Source organism: Streptomyces sp. NPDC001443, assembly GCF_053597355.1.
This window is the reverse complement of sequence record NZ_JBSFIA010000025.1, coordinates 57968-78719: the sequence shown is the minus strand read 5'-3', so window position 1 is coordinate 78719 and position 20752 is coordinate 57968. Positions and strand designations below refer to the sequence as shown.

Annotated in this window: 17 protein-coding genes; 10 read left to right on the top strand and 7 right to left on the bottom strand. The window is 71.7% G+C overall.

The features are described from left to right. Positions 1–61: 61 nt before the first annotated feature. A complete protein-coding gene (locus ACWC24_RS24835; protein ID WP_152890872.1) occupies positions 62–538 on the top strand; it encodes a MarR family winged helix-turn-helix transcriptional regulator in 477 nt (158 codons plus the stop codon). A 186-nt stretch (positions 539–724) separates the two neighbouring features. Here ACWC24_RS24835 and meaB read toward each other — a convergent pair whose 3' ends face one another. Together meaB and ACWC24_RS24825 are read right to left on the bottom strand one after the other, a co-directional pair. Next, positions 725–1681, bottom strand: coding sequence for a methylmalonyl Co-A mutase-associated GTPase MeaB (gene meaB / locus ACWC24_RS24830; RefSeq protein ID WP_450665057.1), 957 nt, complete (start codon positions 1679–1681; stop codon positions 725–727). 35 nt (positions 1682–1716) lie between these two features. Next, positions 1717–2916 (bottom strand): acetyl-CoA C-acetyltransferase, encoded by a 1200-nt coding sequence (locus tag ACWC24_RS24825; RefSeq protein WP_450665056.1) that lies wholly within the window; start codon positions 2914–2916, stop codon positions 1717–1719. Between the two features lie 147 nt (positions 2917–3063). Between ACWC24_RS24825 and mce the strand changes: the two genes are divergently transcribed. The 7 genes from mce to ACWC24_RS24790 all read left to right on the top strand — a co-directional run bounded on the left by mce (position 3064) and on the right by ACWC24_RS24790 (position 13288). Then, positions 3064–3504, top strand: coding sequence for a methylmalonyl-CoA epimerase (mce, locus tag ACWC24_RS24820; RefSeq protein ID WP_152890879.1), 441 nt, complete (start codon positions 3064–3066; stop codon positions 3502–3504). A 209-nt stretch (positions 3505–3713) separates the two neighbouring features. Beyond that, complete coding sequence (gene scy / locus ACWC24_RS24815) at positions 3714–7562, top strand: polarized growth protein Scy (RefSeq protein WP_450665055.1); 3849 nt, start codon at positions 3714–3716, stop codon at positions 7560–7562. Between the two features lie 369 nt (positions 7563–7931). Continuing rightward, positions 7932–8867: a cellulose-binding protein gene (locus ACWC24_RS24810; protein WP_450665054.1), complete on the top strand. Its 936-nt coding sequence runs from the start codon at positions 7932–7934 to the stop codon at positions 8865–8867. A 301-nt stretch (positions 8868–9168) separates the two neighbouring features. After that, positions 9169–10119, top strand: coding sequence for an ABC transporter ATP-binding protein (locus ACWC24_RS24805; RefSeq protein ID WP_450665053.1), 951 nt, complete (start codon positions 9169–9171; stop codon positions 10117–10119). Between the two features lie 2 nt (positions 10120–10121). Then, complete coding sequence (locus ACWC24_RS24800; protein ID WP_450665052.1) at positions 10122–10892, top strand: ABC transporter permease; 771 nt, start codon at positions 10122–10124, stop codon at positions 10890–10892. Positions 10893–11048: 156 nt separating this feature from the next. Beyond that, the gene (locus ACWC24_RS24795) at positions 11049–12422 is read left to right on the top strand and encodes an ABC transporter ATP-binding protein (protein ID WP_450665051.1); all 1374 of its coding nucleotides are present in this window, start codon (positions 11049–11051) and stop codon (positions 12420–12422) included. Continuing rightward, a complete protein-coding gene (locus ACWC24_RS24790; protein ID WP_450665050.1) occupies positions 12419–13288 on the top strand; it encodes an ABC transporter permease subunit in 870 nt (289 codons plus the stop codon). Before ACWC24_RS24795 ends, ACWC24_RS24790 begins: the two co-directional genes overlap by 4 nt. A gap of 14 nt (positions 13289–13302) precedes the next feature. Here the strand turns inward: ACWC24_RS24790 and ACWC24_RS24785 are convergent, their stop codons facing one another. Next, positions 13303–13632: an ATP/GTP-binding protein gene (locus tag ACWC24_RS24785; RefSeq protein WP_450665049.1), complete on the bottom strand. Its 330-nt coding sequence runs from the start codon at positions 13630–13632 to the stop codon at positions 13303–13305. A gap of 221 nt (positions 13633–13853) precedes the next feature. Between ACWC24_RS24785 and ACWC24_RS24780 the strand changes: the two genes are divergently transcribed. After that, entirely contained in the window at positions 13854–14882 is a 1029-nt protein-coding gene (locus tag ACWC24_RS24780; RefSeq protein WP_450665048.1) for an LLM class flavin-dependent oxidoreductase, read from the top strand. 84 nt (positions 14883–14966) lie between these two features. Here ACWC24_RS24780 and ACWC24_RS24775 read toward each other — a convergent pair whose 3' ends face one another. Continuing rightward, positions 14967–15359 carry an SCO5389 family protein gene (locus tag ACWC24_RS24775; RefSeq protein WP_450665047.1) on the bottom strand — a complete coding sequence of 131 codons (393 nt, stop codon included), beginning with the start codon at positions 15357–15359 and terminating at the stop codon, positions 14967–14969. A 252-nt stretch (positions 15360–15611) separates the two neighbouring features. On the opposite strand from ACWC24_RS24775, the gene nucS reads away from it, so the two are divergent. Then, positions 15612–16283 (top strand): endonuclease NucS, encoded by a 672-nt coding sequence (gene nucS, locus ACWC24_RS24770; RefSeq protein ID WP_450665046.1) that lies wholly within the window; start codon positions 15612–15614, stop codon positions 16281–16283. Between the two features lie 105 nt (positions 16284–16388). Here nucS and ACWC24_RS24765 read toward each other — a convergent pair whose 3' ends face one another. The 3 genes from ACWC24_RS24765 to ACWC24_RS24755 all read right to left on the bottom strand — a co-directional run bounded on the left by ACWC24_RS24765 (position 16389) and on the right by ACWC24_RS24755 (position 20601). Continuing rightward, positions 16389–18938 carry an ATP-binding protein gene (locus tag ACWC24_RS24765; RefSeq protein ID WP_450665045.1) on the bottom strand — a complete coding sequence of 850 codons (2550 nt, stop codon included), beginning with the start codon at positions 18936–18938 and terminating at the stop codon, positions 16389–16391. A gap of 320 nt (positions 18939–19258) precedes the next feature. Continuing rightward, positions 19259–19582, bottom strand: coding sequence for an STAS domain-containing protein (locus ACWC24_RS24760; protein ID WP_152892817.1), 324 nt, complete (start codon positions 19580–19582; stop codon positions 19259–19261). 170 nt (positions 19583–19752) lie between these two features. Beyond that, positions 19753–20601, bottom strand: coding sequence for a 3-hydroxybutyryl-CoA dehydrogenase (locus tag ACWC24_RS24755; RefSeq protein ID WP_162469248.1), 849 nt, complete (start codon positions 20599–20601; stop codon positions 19753–19755). Positions 20602–20752: the final 151 nt, after the last annotated feature.

Here is a 20752-nt window from a genome sequence, read left to right as displayed (position 1 = left end):
GTGCGCACCGTCACACCACCCTCACTAGTTCGCCTTTCAACCTTTTAGGTAGACTTCATTCATGGAGACCGAAACGGCCACGCGCTGGCTGACCGATGCGGAGCAGTGCGCCTGGCGCACCCACCTGGAGGTCAACAGGCTGTTGAGTTACCAGCTCGAAAAGGACCTCCAGCCGTTCGGCCTGACAATGAACGACTACGAGATCCTGGTGAATCTCTCCGAGTCGGAGGACGTCAGGATGCGGATGAGCGACCTGGCCTCGGCCACGCTCCAGTCCAAGAGCCGGCTCTCCCACCAGATCACCCGCATGGAGAACGCGGACCTGGTCCGCCGGGAGAACTGCGAGTCCGACCGTCGCGGTCTGTACGCGGTCCTCACCGAGCACGGCCTGGAGACCATGCAGAAGGTCGCGCCCCACCATGTGGCGTCCGTGCGGAGTCACTTCATCGACCTCGTCTCGCCCGAGGCCCTGGCGGAGCTCGACAAGGCCCTCAAGCCCATCGCCCAGCACCTTCGCGGGCAACGCGGACGCCCCTGACGACACGCTCCGCGCGAGCGGCGGGCGTACGCCCGGACCGGGCGTACGCCCGCCTGCGCGCCCCACAAGGGCGCCGTCTCCCCGGCGGGCCGAACAGCCGGGCGGGCGGACGGGCACGAGTGAGTGACCACGACCCGGCGACGGCCCCGCGCAGGAACCCGCCCCGGGACCTCGCGACCGGCCGCGTCAGCTCCGGGTCAGACCCGCCACCAGTTCGTCCGCCGCGCGGTACGGGTCCAGTTCGCCCGCCACGATGCGCTCCGCGAGCGCGCTCAGGCGGCGGTCGCCGTGCAGGTCGGCGATGCGTTCGCGCAGCGCGGTGACGGCGATCGTCTCGACCTCGCGGGCGGCGCGGGCCCGGCGGCGTTCGGTCAGGACGCCCCGCTCCTCCATCCAGGCCCGGTGCTTCTCCAGGGCCTCGACGACCTCGTCGATCCCCTCGCCCCGCGCGGCGACCGTCTTGACGATCGGGGGGCGCCAGTCGCCGGGGCTTCGGGACTCGCCCAGGCCGAGCATGTGGTTCAGCTCGCGCGCGGTGGCGTCGGCGCCGTCCCGGTCCGCCTTGTTGACGACGTAGACGTCGCCGATCTCCAGGATCCCGGCCTTGGCGGCCTGGATGCCGTCTCCCATCCCCGGGGCCAGCAGGACCACCGAGGTGTCCGCCTGGGAGGCGATCTCCACCTCCGACTGGCCGACGCCGACCGTCTCCACCAGGACCACGTCGCAGCCGGCCGCGTCCAGGACCCGGATCGCCTGCGGCGCGGACCAGGCGAGCCCGCCCAGGTGGCCGCGGGTCGCCATGGAGCGGATGTAGACGCCGGGGTCGGAGGAGTGGTCCGACATCCGCACCCGGTCGCCCAGCAGGGCCCCGCCGGAGAACGGCGAGGACGGGTCGACGGCCAGCACACCGACCCTCTTGCCCTGCCTGCGGTACGCGGACACCAGCGCCGAGGTGGACGTCGACTTGCCGACGCCCGGGGAGCCGGTCAGCCCTACGACGTAGGCGTTGCCGGTGAGCGGCGCGAGTGCCGCCATGACCTCCCGCAGCTGCGGGGACGCCCCCTCCACCAGGGAGATCAGCCGGGCCACGGCCCGCGGCCGGCCTTCCCTGGCCTGGGTCACCAGAGAGGAGACGTCCTGCATCACAGCTCCGTTCGCGAGAGGTCGTACAGCGGGACTCAGGCCTTGGGCACCCGCACGATCAGGGCGTCGCCCTGGCCGCCGCCACCGCACAGCGCGGCCGCGCCGACCCCGCCGCCGCGCCGCTTCAGCTCCAGCGCCAGGTGCAGCACCAGCCGGGCGCCGGACATGCCGATCGGGTGGCCCAGGGCGATGGCACCGCCGTTGACGTTCACCTTTTCCGTGGACACCCCGAGGTCCTTCATTGACTGCACCGCGACGGCGGCGAAGGCCTCGTTGATCTCGATCAGATCGAGGTCGGAGACCTCCAGGCCCTCCTTCTTCAGGGCGTGCAGGATCGCGTTCGACGGCTGCGACTGGAGGGAGTTGTCCGGGCCGGCCACATTGCCGTGGGCGCCGATCTCGGCGATCCACTCCAGGCCGAGCTCCTGCGCCTTGGCCTTGCTCATCACGACCACGGCCGCCGCGCCGTCGGAGATCTGCGAGGAGGAACCGGCGGTGATCGTGCCGTCCCGGGTGAACGCCGGGCGCAGCTTGCCCAGGGACTCGGCGGTGGTGTCGCCGCGGATGCCCTCGTCCTTGCTGAAGACGACCGGCTCGCCCTTGCGCTGCGGGATCTCGACCGGGGTGATCTCGGCCTCGAAGACGCCGTTCTTCTGGGCGGCGGCCGCGCGCTGGTGGGACAGTGCGGCGATCTCGTCCTGCTCCGGACGGGCGATGCCCAGGCGGGTGTTGTGCTTCTCGGTGGACTCGCCCATGGCGATGTTCTCGAAGGCGTCGGTCAGACCGTCGTACGCCATCGCGTCGAGCATCTCCACCGCGCCGTACTTGAAGCCCTCGCGGGACTTCGGCAGCAGGTGGGGGGCGTTGGTCATGGACTCCTGACCGCCCGCCACGACGATGTCGAACTCGCCCGCGCGGATGAGCTGGTCGGCCAGCGCGATCGCGTCGAGGCCGGACAGGCACACCTTGTTGATCGTCAGCGCCGGCACGTTCATCGGGATGCCGGCCTTGACGGCGGCCTGACGGGCCGGGATCTGCCCCGCCCCGGCCTGGAGCACCTGCCCCATGATCACGTACTGCACCTGGTCGCCGCCGATGCCCGCACGGTCGAGGGCGGCCTTGATCGCGAAGCCGCCGAGGTCGGCGCCCGAGAAGGACTTCAGCGAGCCCAGCAGGCGTCCCATGGGCGTACGCGCCCCCGCGACGATCACCGAGCTGTTCGTTCCAGAAGACATGAGCTGCGATCCCCTTACCGGCTTGCACAGCCGAGGAGTGAACGAGGGTTTACTCGAATGTACTGAGCGGTAGTCCACCCGTCATCCGGCTGTCGGTGTGATCGCGCGCACGTTGCGTAACCACTTCGGACGCGCTGCACTGACAACATGCTGACGCGAATCGACCACATCGGGATCGCCTGTTTCGACCTCGACAAGACCGTCGAGTTCTACCGTGCGACGTACGGCTTCGAGGTGTTCCACTCCGAGGTCAACGAGGAACAGGGCGTGCGCGAGGCCATGCTCAAGATCAACGATACGTCCGACGGCGGCGCCTCTTACCTCCAGCTCCTGGAGCCCACCCGTCCGGATTCCACCGTCGCGAAGTGGCTCGACAAGAACGGCGAGGGTGTCCATCACATCGCTTTCGGTACGGCGGACGTGGACACGGACGCAGCCGACATCAAGGACAAGGGCGTACGCGTCCTGTACGAGGAGCCACGACGCGGCTCCATGGGGTCGCGAATCACCTTCCTGCACCCCAAGGATTGCCACGGTGTACTGACAGAACTGGTCACTTCGGCGGCGGTTGAGTCACCTGAGCACTGACCCTCGTACATATGGGCCGGTAGGGTTGGGGGCGGTCGTCGCTCACACCAGGGCGACCGCATTCCGGGGTCCGGGTTTCGGGGGACGAGCGTCGGGGCAGCAGCCCATGCTCCGTCGTTGATCTGACACCATTCCCCGGGGGCCCCGTTCGGCGGATGGACGGAGCTCGTTGGAGAAGCTTGCGACCAGGGGACGGATGGGACCGCGCAGTGCGGGGCTACGAGAGCCAGGAGCGAGAGCCGGCGGCTGACGTCGATCACCTCTCTCGATTCGAAGCCGAGATGAAGCGGCTGAAGACCGAGCGGGAAAAGGCGATCCAGCATGCCGAGGACCTCGGCTACCAGGTCGAGGTGCTGCGCGCCAAGTTGCACGAGGCGCGTCGCACCATCATGTCCCGGCCCGCCTTCGACGGCGGCGACATCGGGTACCAGGCCGAGCAGATGCTGCGCAACGCGCAGATGCAGGCGGACCAGCTCCGCCAGGAGGCCGAGCGCGAGATCAGCCAGGCGCGGGCGCAGACCCAGCGTCTCCTCCAGGAGCACGCCGAGCACTCGGCCCGGCTCCAGGCCGAGCTGCACCAGGAGGCCGTCACCCGGCGTCAGCAGCTCGACCAGGAACTGGCGGAGCGCCGGCAGACCGTCGAGTCGCACGTCAACGAGAACGTGGCGTGGGCGGAACAGTTGCGCGCCCGCAGCGAGTCGCAGGCCCGTCGTCTCCTCGACGACTCCCGCGGCGAGGTCGACCAGGCCCTGGCCGCCGCCCGCGCGGAGGCCGAGCGGGTCACCGCGGAGACCCGGCAACGGCTCCAGGCGGAGGCGGACGCGGCCCGCGCCGAGGCCGACCAGCTCCTGCGACGTGCCCGCACGGACGCCGAGCGCCTGCTGAACGCCGCCTCCACCCAGGCCCAGGAGGCCACCGACCACGCCGAGGCGCTGCGCACCTCCACGGCGAACGAGTCCGACTCCGCCCGCCGCCAGGCCACCGAGCTCAGCCGCGCCGCCGAGCAGCGGATCGCCGAGGCCGACACGGCGCTGCGCGAGGCCCGCGCCGAGGCCGAGAAGGTGCTCGCCGAGGCCAAGGAGGCCGCCGCCAAGGCGCTCGCCACGGCCGAGTCCACCAACGAGCAGCGCACCCGGACCGCGAAGGAGCAGGTCGCCCGGCTGGTCAGCGAGGCCACCAAGGAGGCCGAGGCCACCAAGTCGAGCGCCGACCAGATCGTCGCGGACGCCCGCGCGGAGGCCGAGAAGGTCCTCGCCGAGGCCGCCGAGAAGGCCCGCAGCGCCACCGCCGAGGAGACCGCCTCCCAGCTCGGCAAGGCCGCGCGCACCGCCGAGGACGTCCTCAACCGGGCGGAGGAGGACGCGCGCAACACCACCCGGGCCGCCACCGAGGAGGCCGAGCGGATCCGCACCGAGGCGGAGGCCGAGGCCGACCGGCTGCGCGCCGAGGCGCACGACATCGCCGAGCAGCTCAAGGGCACGGCGAAGGACGACACCAAGGAGTACCGCGCCAAGACCGTCGAGCTCCAGGAGGAGGCCCGACGGCTGCGCGGCGAGGCCGAGCAGCTGCGCGGCGAGGCAGTCGGCGAGGGCGAGAAGATCCGCGCCGAGGCCCGGCGGGAGGCCGTCCAGCAGATCGAGGAGGCGGCCAAGACCGCCGAGGAACTGCTCGCCAAGGCGAAGGCGGACGCGGACGAGCTGCGCCAGAGCGCCACGGCGGACAGCGAGAAGGTCCGCACCGAGGCCATCGAGCGCGCCACCGCGCTGCGCCGGCAGGCCGAGGAGACCCTGGAGCGCACCCGCAAGGAGGCCGAGGAGCACCGCGACGAGGCCACCGAGCAGGCCGAGGGCATCAAGGCCGACGCCGAGCGGGCCGCGGCCGGACTGCGCGAGGACACCGAGCGCGCCATAGCGGCCCGGCAGGCCGAGGCGGCCGACGGGCTGGCCCGGCTGCACACCGAGGCCGAGGAGCGCATCGCGTCGGCCGAGCAGGCGCTGACCGAGGCCCGCGAGGAGGCCGTACGGATCCGCCGTGAGGCCGGCGAGGAGACCGACCGGCTGCGCGGCGAGTCCGCCGAGCGCATCCGCACCCTCCAGGCGCAGGCCGAGGCGGAGGCCGAGCGGCTGCGCGACGAGGCCGCCGCCGACGCGTCCGCCTCCCGTGCCGAGGGCGAGACCGTCGCCGTACGACTGCGTTCGGAGGCCGCGGCCGAGGCCGAGCGGCTGAAGACGGAGGCCCAGGAGACCGCCGACCGGGTGCGCTCGGAGGCGCAGGCCGCCGCCGAGCGGCTGGCCACGGAGGCGTCGGAGACGCTGGCCGCCGCCCAGGAGGAGGCCGCCCGCCGGCGCCGCGAGGCCGAGGAACTCCTCGGCTCCGCCCGCCAGGAGGCCGACCAGGAGCGCGAGCGGGCCCGCGAGCAGAGCGAGGAGCTGCTGGCCTCGGCGCGCAAGCGGGTCGAGGACGCGCAGACCGAGGCCGTGCGTCTGGTCGAGGAGGCCGAGCGGCGCGCCGGCGAACTGGTGTCGGCCGCCGAGCAGCACGCCCAGCAGGTACGCGACTCCGTCACCGGTCTGCACGAGCAGGCGCAGGAGGAGATCACGGGGCTGCGCTCCGCCGCCGAGCACGCGGCGGACCGTACCCGCCGGGAGGCCGAGGAGGAGGCGGACCGGGTCCGCACCGACGCCTACGCCGAGCGGGAGCGGGCCGGCGAGGACGCCGCCCGGCTGCGGCGCGAGGCGCACGAGGAGTCCGAGGCCGCCAAGGCGCTCGCCGAGCGCACCATGGCGGAGGCGATCGCCGAGGCCGAGCGGCTGCGTTCGGACGCGGCGGCGCACGCCCAGAACGCGCGCACCGAGGCCTCCGAGGTGACCGCGAAGGCCGAGCAGGACGCCTCGCGCACCCGGGCGGAGGCCCGGGAGGACGCCAACCGGATCCGTTCGGAGGCGGCCGAGCAGGCGGACACCCTCGTCACCGAGGTCACGGCGGAGACGGAACGTCTCCAGTCGGAGACGGCCGCGGAGACCGAGCGGATCCGGGCCGAGGCGGTCGCCAAGGCCGAGAAGCTGATCGGGGACGCGAAGGGCGACGCGGAGCGGCTGCGTGCCGGTGCCGCCGAGACGGTCGGTTCCGCGCAGCGCCACGCCGAGCGCACGCGCGCCGAGGCCGAGCGGGTGCGCAACGTCGCGGCCGCGGAGGCCGAGCGGCTGGTGTCCCAGGCCCGCGAGGAGACCGAGCGCACCCTGGACGAGGCCCGCAAGGAAGCCAACAAGCGGCGTTCGGAGGCGGCCGAGCAGGTCGACACGCTCATCACGGAGACCACGGCCGAGGCCGACAAGCTGCTCACCGAGGCCCAGCAGCAGGCGCTGAAGGCGACGGCGGACGCCGAGTCCCAGGCGGACACGATGGTCGGCGCGGCCCGCAGCGAGGCCGAGCGGCTGGTGTCCGAGGCGACGATCGAGGGCAACGGGCTCGTGGAGAAGGCCCGTGCGGACGCGGACGAGCTGCTCGTCGGCGCCCGCCGGGACGCGACGGCGATCCGCGAGCGCGCGCAGGAGCTGCGCGACCGCATCACGTCCGAGATCGAGGAGCTGCACGAGCGGGCCCGCCGCGAGGCGTCGGAGACGATGAAGTCGACCGGCGACCGCTGCGACGCCCTCATCAAGGCTTCCGAGGAACAGCTCGGCAAGGCGCAGTCGAAGGCCAAGGAACTGCTGTCGGAGGCCAGCTCCGAGGCGGGCAAGGTGCGCATCGCCGCAGTGAAGAAGGCGGAGCTGCTCCTGAAGGAGGCCGAGCAGAAGAAGGCCTCGCTGGTGCGGGAGGCCGAGGAGCTCAAGGCGGAGGCGATCCGCGAGGCGCGCGCCACCGTCGAGGAGGGCAAGCGCGAGTTGGAGGTGCTGGTCCGCCGCCGCGAGAACATCAACACCGAGATCTCCCGGGTCCAGGACGTGCTGGAGGCGCTGGAGTCGTTCGAGACGCCGGGCGCCGGCAAGGACGGGGCGGTCAAGGCGGGCGCGACCGTGGGCGTACCCCGTCCCGGCGGCAAGCCCTCGGAGAGTTAGAGAGCCCCAGGGCCAGAGGGCCAGAGGGCTGGAACGGTCGGTCGAGGTCCGCCTTTCGGGGCGGGCCTCGACCGTTTTCGTGCCGGTGCCGGTGCGGTGATGGTCCGGTGACGGTGCGTCGGCGGTTCCGTCGGCCCGATGTGACGTAATCGACGGTGTTGGCCGTGAGGTCTGAGAGACCCTCAGCGGATCGTGAGAGTTCCGTTAAGGTCTGGGGTCTTTGACCGGGTTTTTGGCAAGCTGTCCTGCGGTGAGCCACCCAAAAGGGGTGTCATTCTCCAGATCAAACACGTATCCGCTCGATGACACACCGCTTAGGCCCCTAGGATTCCACCTATCACCTCACCGGTCTCATTCGACAGGAACCCCATGAGCGACACTTCCCCCTACGGCTTCGAGCTTGTGCGGCGTGGGTACGACCGCGCTCAGGTGGACGAACGCATCTCGAAGCTCGTCTCCGACCGCGACAGCGCTCTGGCCCGTATCACCGCTCTCGAGAAGCGCATCGAGGAGCTCCACCTCGAGACGCAGAACGCCCAGGCTCAGGTGAGCGACGCCGAGCCGTCGTACGCCGGTCTCGGCGCGCGTGTCGAGAAGATCCTCCGCCTCGCCGAGGAGGAGGCCAAGGACCTGCGCGAGGAGGCCCGCCGCGCGGCCGAGCAGCACCGCGAGCTCGCCGAGTCCGCCGCTCAGCAGGTGCGCAACGACGCCGAGTCGTTCGCCGCCGAGCGCAAGTCCAAGGCCGAGGACGAGGGCGTCCGGATCGTCGAGAAGGCCAAGAGCGACGCCTCGCAGCTGCGCGCCGAGGCCCAGAAGGACGCGCAGTCCAAGCGTGAGGAGGCCGACGCCCTCTTCGAGGAGACCCGCGCCAAGGCCGCACAGGCCGCCGCCGACTTCGAGACGAACCTGGCCAAGCGTCGCGAACAGTCCGAGCGCGACCTGGCCACGCGTCAGCAGAAGGCCGAGAAGCGCCTGGCGGAGATCGAGCACCGCGCCGAGCAGCTGCGCCTGGAGGCCGAGAAGCTGCGCACGGACGCCGAGCGCCGGGCCCGCCAGACGGTGGAGACGGCCCAGCGCCAGGCCGAGGACATCGTGGCGGACGCGAACGCCAAGGCCGACCGCATCCGTTCGGAATCCGAGCGTGAGCTGGCCGCGCTGACCAACCGCCGCGACTCGATCAACGCTCAGCTGACGAACGTCCGTGAGATGCTCGCCACGCTCACGGGTGCCGCGGTGGCCGCCGCCGGCAGCCCGGCCGACGACGAGCCGATCTCCCGCGGGGTTCCGGCCCAGCAGACCCGGTAAGTCCTTCACGACAGCAAAGGCCCGTACCCTCCCCCGGGGGCGCGGGCCTTGGTCGTACCACCCTCGGGCCTTCGCCGGAGGCCCGTCCGGACCCGCCACGGACCCGCCGCCGCCACGCGGTCCGGTCGCCGCCGGGCAGCCTCCCGGGCGCTTCCGTACGCACCCTCGGACGCCCTCGTACGGACCTTCGAGCACCGTCGTACGGCCTTTCGACCGAGGTCGTACGGCCTTCGTCGCGCGGTCGGACGCTGTTTGCCCGCCCGGGTGGCAGCCGCCCAACGGCCGCCCTAGCGTGGGCGGCATGATCGAGCTCGAGGGGCTGAGCAAGCGGTACGGCGAGAAGGTGGCGGTCAGCAGCCTGACATTCACCGTCAGACCGGGCATCGTCACGGGCTTCCTCGGGCCCAACGGCTCGGGCAAGTCGACGACCATGCGCATGATGCTCGGCCTCGACCGGCCGACGGCCGGCGACGTCCGCATCGACGGCCGGCACTACGCCGACCTCAAGGACCCGCTGAAGTACATCGGCGCCCTGCTGGACGCCAAGGCCGTGCACGGCGGCCGCAGCGCCTTCAACCACCTGCTGTGCCTCGCGCAGAGCAACGGCATCCCGAAGAGCCGGGTCCACGAGGTGCTCGACACCGTCGGACTGTCCGCGGTCGCAAAGAAGAAAGCCAAGGGGTTCTCGCTCGGCATGGGTCAGCGGCTCGGGATCGCGGGGGCGCTGCTCGGCGACCCGCGGATCCTGATGTTCGACGAACCGGTCAACGGGCTGGACCCCGAGGGCATCCACTGGATCCGCAACCTCATGAAATCGCTGGCCGCGCAGGGCCGCACGGTGTTCGTCTCCAGCCACCTCATGAGCGAGATGGCGCTGACCGCCGATCATCTGGTCGTCATCGGGCAGGGCCGGCTGCTCGCCGACACCTCGATGGCCGAATTCATCCGGCAGAACTCGCGCGCCTACGTCCGCATCCGCACCCCGCAGCGCGAGCGGCTGCTCGACGTGCTGCGCGGGGCCGGCATCACGGTCGTGGAGAGCGGCAGCGGTGCGCTGGAGGTGGACGCCGGGAAGCCCGAGCGGATCGGGGAACTGGCCGCGCAGCACCAGATCGTGCTGCACGAGCTGAGCCCCCAGCAGGCCTCCCTGGAGGAGGCGTTCATGCAGCTGACCGCCGAGTCGGTGGAATACCACGCGCATGCGGACGCCGCCCTGCCCCATCAGTGGGGCGACGGCTGGGAAAGGGGCTGAGCATGGCGGCGACGCAGGTCGTCAGGTCCGAGTGGACGAAGATCCGCTCCGTCGCGTCCACGGTGTGGACGCTCTCCCTCGCCGTGGTCGTCACGATCGCCCTCGGCATGCTGATCTCGGCGCTGTCGCGGAGCCAGTTCGACCGGATGCCCGTCCGGGAGCGGCTCTCCTTCGACCCGACCTTCGTCAGCTTCGCCGGGATGGCCCTGGGCCAGCTGGCGATGATCGTGTTCGGCGTGCTGGTGGTGTCCAACGAGTACAGCACCGGCATGATCCGCACCTCGCTGGCCGCCGTGCCGCAGCGCGGCACCTTCCTGTTCAGCAAGATCGCGGTGGCGACCGGGCTCGCCCTGGTCGTCGGCATGGTCACCAGCTTCGCCGCGTTCTTCCTCGGCCAGGCCATGCTCGGCTCGCTGCGTACGGAGATCGGCGAACCCGGTGTGCTGCGCGCGGTGATCGGCGGCGGCCTCTACATGACCCTGATCGCGATGTTCTCGATGGGCGTCGCCACGATGCTGCGCTCACCGATGCTGTCGCTGGGCATCCTGATGCCGTTCTTCTTCCTGATCTCCAACATCCTCGCCAACGTCGACGCGACCAAGCGGATCGGCCGGTTCCTGCCCGACCAGGCCGGCGGCAGGATCATGCGGGTGGTCCCGAGAATCGACGACGACACCCCTTACGGACCCTGGGGCGGGCTCGGGATCATGGTGCTGTGGGTGCTCGCCTCACTCGCGGGTGGTTACCTGGTGCTGCGCAACCGCGACGCCTAGTGACCACACCGACCTGCGCTGACCTGCGCTGACCTGCGCTGACCTGGCCATCGTTTTTACCTTCCCTTGAGCGGAACCGTCAGCACACCGATAGGCTCCTTACCCTTACGGGGGGCGTGCGCCCCGCTGTCCTGATCCTCTCGATGGGTGCGGAGCATGATCGAGGCTGTCGGCCTGACCAAGCGCTACGGCGACAAGACCGCCGTGTACAACCTTTCCTTCCAGGTACGGCCGGGTGCCGTCACCGGCTTCCTCGGGCCCAACGGCTCGGGCAAGTCGACGACCATGCGGATGATCCTCGGCCTGGACAACCCCACCGCGGGCTCGGTGACGATCGGCGGCTACCCGTACCGCCGGCTGCCGAACGCCGCGCGCCAGGTCGGTGCCCTGCTCGACGCCAAGGCGGTCCACGGCGGCCGGCACGCCCGCAACCACCTGCTGTCCCTGGCCCAGCTCTCGGGCATCCCGGCACGGCGTGTGGACGAGGTGCTCGGCGTGGTCGGGCTCCAGGACGTGGCGCGGCGGCGCTCCAAGGGGTTCTCGCTCGGCATGGGGCAGCGGCTCGGCATCGCCGCCGCGCTGCTCGGCGACCCCCAGGTGCTGCTCTTCGACGAGCCGGTCAACGGCCTCGACCCCGAGGGCATCCTCTGGGTGCGCAACCTGATGAAGACCCTGGCGGCGGAGGGGCGGACCGTGTTCGTCTCCAGCCACCTGATGAGCGAGATGGCGCTGACCGCCGACCACCTCATCGTCATCGGACGCGGTCAGCTGCTCGCCGACATGAGCGTGCGCGACTTCATCTCGGCGAACTCCGCCGACTTCGCGCGCGTCCGTACCCCGGACACCGAGCCCCAGCTGCGCGAGAAGCTCACGTCCGCGCTCGCCGAGGCGGGCGGGCACGTGCTGCCCGAGCAGGACGGCGCGCTGCGGGTGACGGGGCTGCCGCTGCCGCGCATCAGCGACATCGCGTACGAGGCCGAGGTACGGCTGTGGGAGCTGTCGCCGCACCAGGCCTCGCTGGAGGAGGCGTACATGCGGATGACGCAGGGCGCGGTCGACTACCGCTCGACGGTCGACCAGAAGGCCGGGCTGATGCAGCCGATGCCGCCCGGTGCGCAGCCGCCGATGCCGATGCCGATACCCGGGCAGGGCCAGCCGGGCTGGTACGCCCCGCCGCCGCCCCAGCACGGCGGACAGCCGTTCGCGATGCAGCCTCCGGCGCCCGGTCAGGTCCCCGCGGGCCCGTACGGCGGTTACGGCGCTCCCGCCACGCCCAACCCGTACGCGGCGCCCACGGCCCCGCCGGTCGCGGCCCCGCCGGTCACCGCTCCTCCGGTCGCCACACCGCCGGCCGCGCCGGTTGCGCCTTCCGCCCCGGCGGCTCCGGCAGCCCCGGCAGCCCCGGCAGCCCCGGCAGCCCCGGCAGCCCCGGCAGCCCCGGCAGCCCCGGCAGCCCCGGCAGCCCCGGCAGCAGAGGCAACGCCCGCATCCGCCACCGACGCTCCGACCAAGCCCGAGGACGCCCGATGAGCACGCCCCCGCCCCCGATGCCGCAGGCCGCGCCCGACTGGCAGGCCGCGGCCGGTTCCGCGTACCCCACCTACACCTCGCCGATCCCCGTCGTACGCACGCACCTCGGGCACGCCGTCGCCTCCGAGTGGACGAAGATCAGGTCGGTGCGCTCGACGATGTGGACGCTGGGCGTGTTCGTCCTGCTCGTCGTCGGCATCGGGCTGCTGGCCGCCCTGGTGATCTCCGCCAACGCGAGCGAGTCGGACCTGTCCGGCGAGAACCCGCTGTCGTTCGGCTTCTTCGGGCTGCTCATCGGCAGCATGTGCATCATCACGCTGGGCGTGCTGACCACGGCCTCGGAGTACGGCACCGGCATGATCCGCACGACCATGACCGCGTGCCCCTCGCGCGGCCGGGTGCTGGCGGCGAAGGCGATCGTGTTCTTCGTCGTCGCCTTCGTCATCACGCTGGTGTCGGCGTCGCTCGTGGCCCTCGCGGACGTGGCCGTCCTGGACGGGGCGCGGCAGCCGTCGGGCGGCGAGTGGTTCAAGGCCACGGTCGGCGTCTCGCTCTACATGGCGCTGCTCGGGCTGCTGTCGCTGGTGCTCGGCTCGATCATCCGGCACTCGGCGGGCGCCATCACCATCATGATCGGCGTGCTGCTGGCCCCGCTGGTGATCGCGCTCTTCATGTTCTCCTCGTCGCTGGAGAAGGTCCGCGAGGCGCTCTTCGAGTACTCGATCCCGAACCAGCTCAGCGTCTTCTACTCGACCTCGCTCAGCGAGTCCGGTCCGTCCGGCTGGGACCCGCTGTGGATCGCGCTGGGCATCACGGCCGTCGCGTTCGGCTGCGCCTTCGCGCTGCTGGAGAAGCGGGACGTCTGACCTCCGCCCCGGACTCAGAATCTGGGCGCGTTACGGGACCGCTGCACCCGCGTGGTGCGGCGGTCCCGTGCGTTCCAGCACGCCTTGTGCCAGTGCCGGCGCTCGTCGACGCCCGAGTGCTCGGGCCAGGCGACCACGTGCGGCACACCGTCGGGGATGTTCTGGTCGCAGCCCGGGCAGCGGTAGGACTTGCCCTGCGCGCTCGCTCCGGCCACATGGCGCACGTTCCACTCCTCGCCCTGCCAGCTCGTCGTGGACTGCCAGCCGCCGTAGCGGCCGGAGGAATCGTCCTCCGCGCTCCGTTCGGAGCCGGAGCCCTTGGGACGGTTGCGACGCGGGGACACGGAACACCTCACGGCTCTACGGGAAACACGGACCGTGTCCAGCCTACGCGCCGCCGACCGGGGTACGCGTAGGTCGTCAAACCCCACAAGTCCCCCTCTCCTGGGACCGATTCTCCAGACAATCGGCAAATCTCCCCATCAGGCCGTGTCCTCGGCATGTGTCGGACGGTTATGCCGGGTGGGGGAGCTCCATGTCGGAGCCAAGGAAGCAGGAAAGTGCAATGCGTGTAGGAAGTTTCGTGTTGGCGGCCCAGTTCCCGGGACAGGGGCAGGGAGAGGCACTGCACCGCGCGGTCCGCTCCGCCGAGGTCGCCGAGGAGGCGGGGCTCGACACGGTCTGGCTGGCCGAGCACCACTTCGTGCCGTACGGAACCTGTCCGTCGGCGGTCACCCTGGCGGCGCTGCTGCTGGGCCGCACCCGACGCATCCGGGTCGGCACCGCGGTCAGCGTACTGCCCACCGTCCATCCCGTGGCCCTCGGCGAGCAGGCCGCCCTGCTCCATGTGACCAGCGGCGGCCGGTTCTCGCTGGGCGTGGGGCGCGGTGGGCCCTGGGTGGACCTGGAGGTGTTCGGCGCCGGTCTGAAGGCGTACGAGAGCGGGTTCCCGGAGTCGCTCGATCTGCTGGTGCGCTGGCTGCGCGAGCCCTCGGTGGGGGCGTCCGGCGGACGCTTCTCCTTCCGTGAAGTCCCGGTGGTGCCGCGGCCGTCGGAGTCCCTGACGGACGGCACGGGCCCCGAGGTGGTCGTCGCCTGCACCTCGCCGGCGAGCGTGCGGCTGGCCGCCGAGCGCGGGCTGCCGATGCTGCTCGGCATGCACATCGGGGACGAGGAGAAGGCGGAGATGGTGGCGCTGTGGCGGCAGCACGCGCGCGCGGCCGGTCGTCCGGCGCAGGAGGTCCACGGTGCGGCCCATGTCTCGGCCGGGGTCTGCCAGATCGCGGACCGGCGTACGGACGCGGTGGAGGCCCTGACGAAGGCGATGCCGGGCTGGCTGAAGCAGGGGCTCGACGCCCATGTGACGGTGGACGGCCGCGCCCGGCAGATGCGGGACCCGCTGGCGTACACCGAGCTGCTCTGCGGACTGCATCCGGTGGGCACGCCACGGCTGTGCGCCGACCGGCTCGCGGCGACCAGCGAGCGGACCGGCATCGAGCGCTTCGCCCTGCTGGTCGAGGGCTCCGGCGACCTGGTGGCGACCGAGGAGAACGTACGGCGGCTGGGCGCCGAGGTGCTCCCGCACCTCGGCTGAACACCCCCGCCGCACGGGGAGCTTGCCGCTCCGGCACTGACTGCACCTCCCGCGGACGGAGCGGCAAGCAGGCGGCTCATTGCGTCAGCAGTCCCGGAACTCGGGGGACTGGTTCAGCACCTGACTGCGAACCGAGGTGAAACGGGCCAGCGACTCCTCGACCGAGGCGTCCGGCGGGAACACCGCCACCCGGTGGCAGTTCTGAAAAGCCAGACGCACACCGAAGTGCCGCTGGAGGGCGCCGCGGATCGCGTCGCTCGCGAGTGCGCGCAACAGCTGACCGCGGGCCTGCTCGTCCGGCGGGGGCGTCTGGTTGTCGGCGAACGGACCGCCGTCGACCTTCAGCTGGGCCACCAGGGAACTGATCATCTCCCACGCGTAGGGCAGGGAGGTCCGGACGCAGTCGACGAATTCTGCTTCGTCGACCTCGCCTCGCTCGGCCTGTTCGAGTAGGGCCGGTGAGACGTCGAGCGACATGGGTTCTCCTCTCGCACCCCCGAGACGCAGGGGTTGCCGGACAGGGAAGGGAAGTTCGCACGCCGGAACACCGAGCACGCTGCGTACACGCGTCGCGACCTCCCGTTTACTACGGTAGGCAACCGCCGGGGGCGGCACCAGGAGATTGCACACTTAGGGAACTCCCAGTAAGCACACAATCGGCCACCGGTGAACTCACGTCATCCTGGGCGAATCGCGTGTACCGCCGCCCGTCGAGTAGCGTTGCGGACCATGCGTCTCGTCATCGCCCGGTGTTCCGTCGACTACGCGGGCCGGCTCACCGCCCACCTGCCCTCCGCTCCCCGCCTGATTCTGGTGAAGGCGGACGGCAGCGTCTCCATCCACGCCGACGACCGGGCCTACAAGCCCCTGAACTGGATGTCGCCGCCCTGCACGCTGAAGGAAGGCAGCGGCGACGAGGCCGGCGTGTGGACGGTCGTCAACAAGGCGGGCGAGAAGCTCATCATCACGATGGAGGAAGTGCTCCACGACTCCTCGCACGAACTCGGCGTCGATCCCGGCCTGATCAAGGACGGCGTGGAAGCGCACCTCCAGGAACTGCTCGCCGACCGCATCGACACCCTCGGCGAGGGCTACACGCTGATCCGCCGCGAGTACATGACCGCCATCGGGCCCGTCGACATCCTGTGCCGGGACGCCCAGGGCGGGACCGTCGCGATCGAGATCAAGCGGCGCGGCGAGATCGACGGCGTCGAGCAGCTCACCCGCTATCTGGACCTGCTCAACCGTGACCCCCACCTGGCTCCGGTGCGGGGCGTCTTCGCGGCCCAGGAGATCAAGCCGCAGGCCCGCGTGCTGGCGACGGACCGCGGCATCGACTGCCACGTCCTGGACTACGACGCGCTGCGGGGCATCGAGGACGACAAGCTGCGGCTGTTCTGAGCGGCCCGCACGGGCACGCGTACGAAATCGCGTACAGCAGAGGGCCGGGTCCGCCGAAGCGGGCCCGGCCCTCTCGTGCGCAAGGTGCCTCGCGCGTGAGCGGTGTCAGATCACCGGTGCCGTCTCACCGGGCGTGCCGGACCCGGCGTCCTCCGAGGCGGTCATGGAGGCGCTGGCGGAGGCGGCGCCACCGGCCGTGTCCGTGGTGGTCGGGCTGGCGGTGGGCGTGTCGGTGGGCTCGGACGTGGTCGGCGTGCCGGTCGGCGTCGCCGGCGGTGTCGTGGGCGGCTTCGTCGTCTTCGTCGGCCTCGTCGACGGCTTCGAGGTGGTCGACGCCGACGGCTTCCCGCTCGGCGAGCCGGATGCGCCGCCCGATCCCTTCGTCCCGGTCGGGTCGTCGGAGGGCCGCGCCGCGCCCGTCGGTGTCGGGTCGTCGGAGGTGCCGTAGGTGCCGTCGGGGCCCGGGTCGGTCGGTGTGGCGGACGGGGCGCCGGTACCGGTGCCGGTCCTGCCGGTGCCGCTCTTGGGCTGGTCGGCGTCCGCGCTGCCGTCGTCGAGGTCCTGGTCGACCGACGGGCTGACGCCGACCCGGTCGGAGGGGATGTTGGCGTCGTTCTTGTCGGAGGTGGCGCCGAGCGTCACGACCGTGCCCAGCACGGCGACGAGCAGGGCGCCCGCCCCGGCCGCGACGAGGTTGCGCCGGGCCATGCCCCGCAGGCCGCCGCGCTCCTTGTGGCCGCCTTCGGTCACCGACCGGTAGGTGACCAGATCGGCGGTGTCCAGGGCGAGCGGCTGACGGACCGTGGGGATCCCGCCGGGCGGGGAGGCCGACTGCTCAGAGCGTGCGTCGGGCACCTCCTCGCCCGCCGTCGCCCGCATCCCGGGCACCTCGCCCGTGCGGTCGGCGACCAGGGCGAGGGCTCGGCGGCCGACGACCGTGCCGCGCTTGTCGGCGGCAGCGCCACGCAGCCCTATGGCCGCCTCCAGCTCGGCGCGGGCCACGTCGTACTGGCCGCAGCAGAGCGCGAGAATCCCCAACTCGTGCTGGAAATAAGCCTGCTCGGAGACATCGCCGACGATCCGGGCGGCCTCGGCGCCGACCCGCAGCGCCTGCTCCCAGGCGCCCCAGTGCAGTCCGGCGGCGAAGGCGGGGGCGGCGGCGCGGGCCAGCCGGACGACGATGTTCTCCTCGGCCTCGGCCTCGGCCTCGGTCCCGGTCTCGTCGTCGTCGACGGCGGCGGTGCGGTCGGACGGGGTCACCGTCGGCGCCAGGACCTCGAGGGCGATGAGCACGGCGTCGGCCTCGGCGCACACCCGGCCAGGGGTGACGGAGGGGTGGCCGGCCCACCAGGCGTAGTGCTGGGCGGCGGTCAGGGCGCCGTCCTCGACGCCGTCGTCGTAGCCGGCGGCCTCCAGCTGGGTCAGGACGCCGGCGGCCAGCCGGTAGCGGGGGCCGACCGGGGAGACCAGACCGCAGGCCGCGAGCTCGCCGAGCGCGGCGTCCGCGTGGGTGTCGCCGACCAGTGCGGGCAGGTGCGCCTGGTGCGGCACCTCGCCGCCGAGCGCGACGGCGAAGCGCAGCGCGGCCCGGGCCGAGGTGCTCAGCCGAGAGGCGAGCAGCGGGGCGGGCGCGGCCGCCTCGGCGAGGGACGGCAGCGGCACCTCCTCGGTCGACTCGGCGTCGAAGTCGGCGTCGTCGGGCAGTTCGTCCTCGAAGACGCCGAACTCGTCGACGGCCCCGACGTCGGCCCGCAGCCGGTCGCGCTGGCGCAGCAGGGCGCCCGCCTGGACGAAGCGCAGCGGCAGGCCCTCGGACTCGAACCAGAGGTCGCCGGCCCAGTTGTTCTCCTCCTCCGTGAGCACGCGGCCGACGGCGCGCTCGATGAGGTCGACACCGCCCGCGCGGTCGAGGCCGCCGAGGAAGACCTCCTCCAGGGCCGTCTCGGCGGTCGGGGCGGGCACCTCGGGGGTGGTGGCGACCACGAAGGCGCACTCGGGGGTGGCGTCGAGCAGTTCGTCGAGTTCGGTGCCGCCGATCTCGGCGTCGTCGAGGACGACGACCGCGCCGATCTCCCGGACGTGCCCGAGCAACTCGTCGTGGTCGGGGCGGTGCAGGGGCGCGTCGTACACGGCGTGGAACAGGTCGTACAGCAGGTCGCTCGCGGTGCGGCGGGCGCCGTTGAGGCGGACCACGCCGTCGGGAGCGAGGTCCGTGCAGTCCTCGGCGACCACGTCGAGGAGGCTGGTGCGGCCGGAGCCGGCCGGGCCGGTGAGGCGGACGGAGCGACCGCGGGCGAGCAGCCTGACCAGGCGTTCGCGCTCGTCCTGGCGGCCGAGCAGGGGGAGTTCCGGCTGGGCGGGACCGGCCGGGACGGGCGGCTGGGCGGCGCGTTCGGCCTCGGCGCGGGCGGCGGCGTCGAGCTTCTCGGGCCGGCCGGGGCGCGCGGCGCCGGGCGGGCAGGCCTCTATCTCGCTGCCGTCCACGGGGTTGACGGTGAGCAGCAGATCGCCGGTGACCAGCTGGACCGTACGGGCCAGGGTCGGCTTGTGCTGCGAGAAGTCGGGGGTGAGGGCATCCCTGGCCGGGCGTGGCCGCGGTGCGCGGCTGTCACCGTCATGGCCGTACTCCTCGGGTCCCCGGTCGATCGGGTCCATAGGTTCAAGCCCCCAAGAGCGTCGAGTGCCGAAAGCCCCTCCCGGCCTTGCCGCACACCGCGCGTCGCTTCTGGTCCGGGCCCACTAGAGGGTTACGAGGTCAGCGGGCAGCCGAACCCTAAACCTTCGCACAGTGTCTCCGACAGTCCGGGGTACCGCGCCGTCCGAGACGTCACGGTCTCGTGAGGATTGCGCGCGCCAGGCGTTTCGCCGGAAGCCTGCCGGGGTTCCCCGGTCCGCCCGGACCCACTCGCCCGTCCCGGCACCTCTGGACCGTCCTCGGCACACCCGCGCGGGTCCGCGCGCCGTCGCGCCGGACGTCACACCCGGGGCAGGGACTCCACGCCGATGCCGCCCTCGATCGCCAGGATCCGGTGCAGCCGGGTGGCCACCAGCAGGCGCTGCATCTGCGGCGGTACACCGCGCAGCACCAGGCGCCGGCCGATGCGGCCGGCCCGCCGGTGGACCCCCATGATCACCCCGAGTCCGGTGGCGTCCCAGGAGTCGAGTCCGGACAGGTCCAGCACGAGATCGCCGACCCCGTCGTCGACGGCCGAGTGCAGGACCGTACGGGCGTCCGCCGCGCTGCGGACGTCGAGGCGGCCCCCGACGACCAGCTCGGCGTGGTCGCCCCTGATGTACATATGCGCTCCCCGAGAGTGCGGTGGCGTACTCCGTGACGATGACTGTGCAACCTTTGACTGCTTCAGCAGCCACGTGGTTGCCGTCTGTAAGCGAACCGATACCGAATTCACCCCCGGGGGTGATCCCCCCGGGGTCTGTGCGGTTTCGGCGCCGATACGTACCCGGTGTTTCAGTACGTGTAGAAGCCCTGCCCGCTCTTGCGCCCGATGTCACCGGCGTCAACCATCCGGCGCATCAGCTCCGGCGGCGCGAACTTCTCGTCCTGGCACTCGGTGTAGATGTTGCCGGTGGCGTGCAGCAGGATGTCGACGCCGGTGAGGTCCGCGGTGGCCAGCGGGCCCATGGCGTGGCCGAAGCCCAGCTTGCAGGCGAGGTCGATGTCCTCGGCGGAGGCGACGCCCGACTCGTACAGCTTGGTCGCCTCGACGACGAGCGCCGAGATCAGGCGGGTGGTCACGAAGCCGGCCACGTCGCGGTTGACGACGATGCAGGTCTTGCCGACGGACTCGGCGAACTCCCGGGCGGTGGCGAGGGCTTCGTCGCTGGTCTTGTAGCCGCGGACGAGCTCGACGAGCTGCATCATCGGCACCGGCGAGAAGAAGTGCACCCCGACGACCCGCTCGGGGCGCTCGGTCGCCGCCGCGATCTTGGTGATCGGGATGGCGGAGGTGTTGGAGGCGAGCACGGCGTCCTCGCGCACGATCTTGTCGAGCGCGCGGAAGATCTCGTGCTTGACCTCCAGCTTCTCGAAGACGGCCTCGACGACGACGTCGGCGTCGGCGACGGCGTCCAGGTCGGTGGTCGCGGTGATACGGGCGAGCGCGGCCTCGGCGTCCTGCGCCTCCAGCTTGCCCTTGGCGACGAACTTGTCGTACGACGCCTTGATCCCGTCGGTGCCACGCTTGAGCGCCTCGTCGGTGACGTCACGCAGGACGACGTCCCAGCCCGCCTGCGCGGAGACCTGGGCGATGCCGGAACCCATGAGGCCGGCTCCGATGACGGCAAGCTTCCGTGCCACTGTGCGACTCCCCTACTGCAACCGTGACTAACACGCTGTTTATGTCTTACTCTCCGGCGGACCCTAGCGCTCGCGCGCCGCTGTGTGACCGGTTAGTAACGCGCGTCACGTCTCATCTGACGGACATCACACCGGCAGGTGTCAGCGCCCT

Coding starts and splice junctions, on each gene's coding strand:
- ACWC24_RS24835 (WP_152890872.1), top strand. CDS start 62: ATGGAGACCGAAACGGCCACGCGCTGGCTGACCGATGCGGAGCAGTGC.
- meaB (WP_450665057.1), bottom strand. CDS start 1,681: ATGCAGGACGTCTCCTCTCTGGTGACCCAGGCCAGGGAAGGCCGGCCG.
- ACWC24_RS24825 (WP_450665056.1), bottom strand. CDS start 2,916: ATGTCTTCTGGAACGAACAGCTCGGTGATCGTCGCGGGGGCGCGTACG.
- mce (WP_152890879.1), top strand. CDS start 3,064: ATGCTGACGCGAATCGACCACATCGGGATCGCCTGTTTCGACCTCGAC.
- ACWC24_RS24810 (WP_450665054.1), top strand. CDS start 7,932: ATGAGCGACACTTCCCCCTACGGCTTCGAGCTTGTGCGGCGTGGGTAC.
- ACWC24_RS24805 (WP_450665053.1), top strand. CDS start 9,169: ATGATCGAGCTCGAGGGGCTGAGCAAGCGGTACGGCGAGAAGGTGGCG.
- ACWC24_RS24800 (WP_450665052.1), top strand. CDS start 10,122: ATGGCGGCGACGCAGGTCGTCAGGTCCGAGTGGACGAAGATCCGCTCC.
- ACWC24_RS24795 (WP_450665051.1), top strand. CDS start 11,049: ATGATCGAGGCTGTCGGCCTGACCAAGCGCTACGGCGACAAGACCGCC.
- ACWC24_RS24790 (WP_450665050.1), top strand. CDS start 12,419: ATGAGCACGCCCCCGCCCCCGATGCCGCAGGCCGCGCCCGACTGGCAG.
- ACWC24_RS24780 (WP_450665048.1), top strand. CDS start 13,854: ATGCGTGTAGGAAGTTTCGTGTTGGCGGCCCAGTTCCCGGGACAGGGG.
- ACWC24_RS24775 (WP_450665047.1), bottom strand. CDS start 15,359: ATGTCGCTCGACGTCTCACCGGCCCTACTCGAACAGGCCGAGCGAGGC.
- nucS (WP_450665046.1), top strand. CDS start 15,612: ATGCGTCTCGTCATCGCCCGGTGTTCCGTCGACTACGCGGGCCGGCTC.
- ACWC24_RS24765 (WP_450665045.1), bottom strand. CDS start 18,938: ATGGACCCGATCGACCGGGGACCCGAGGAGTACGGCCATGACGGTGAC.
- ACWC24_RS24760 (WP_152892817.1), bottom strand. CDS start 19,582: ATGTACATCAGGGGCGACCACGCCGAGCTGGTCGTCGGGGGCCGCCTC.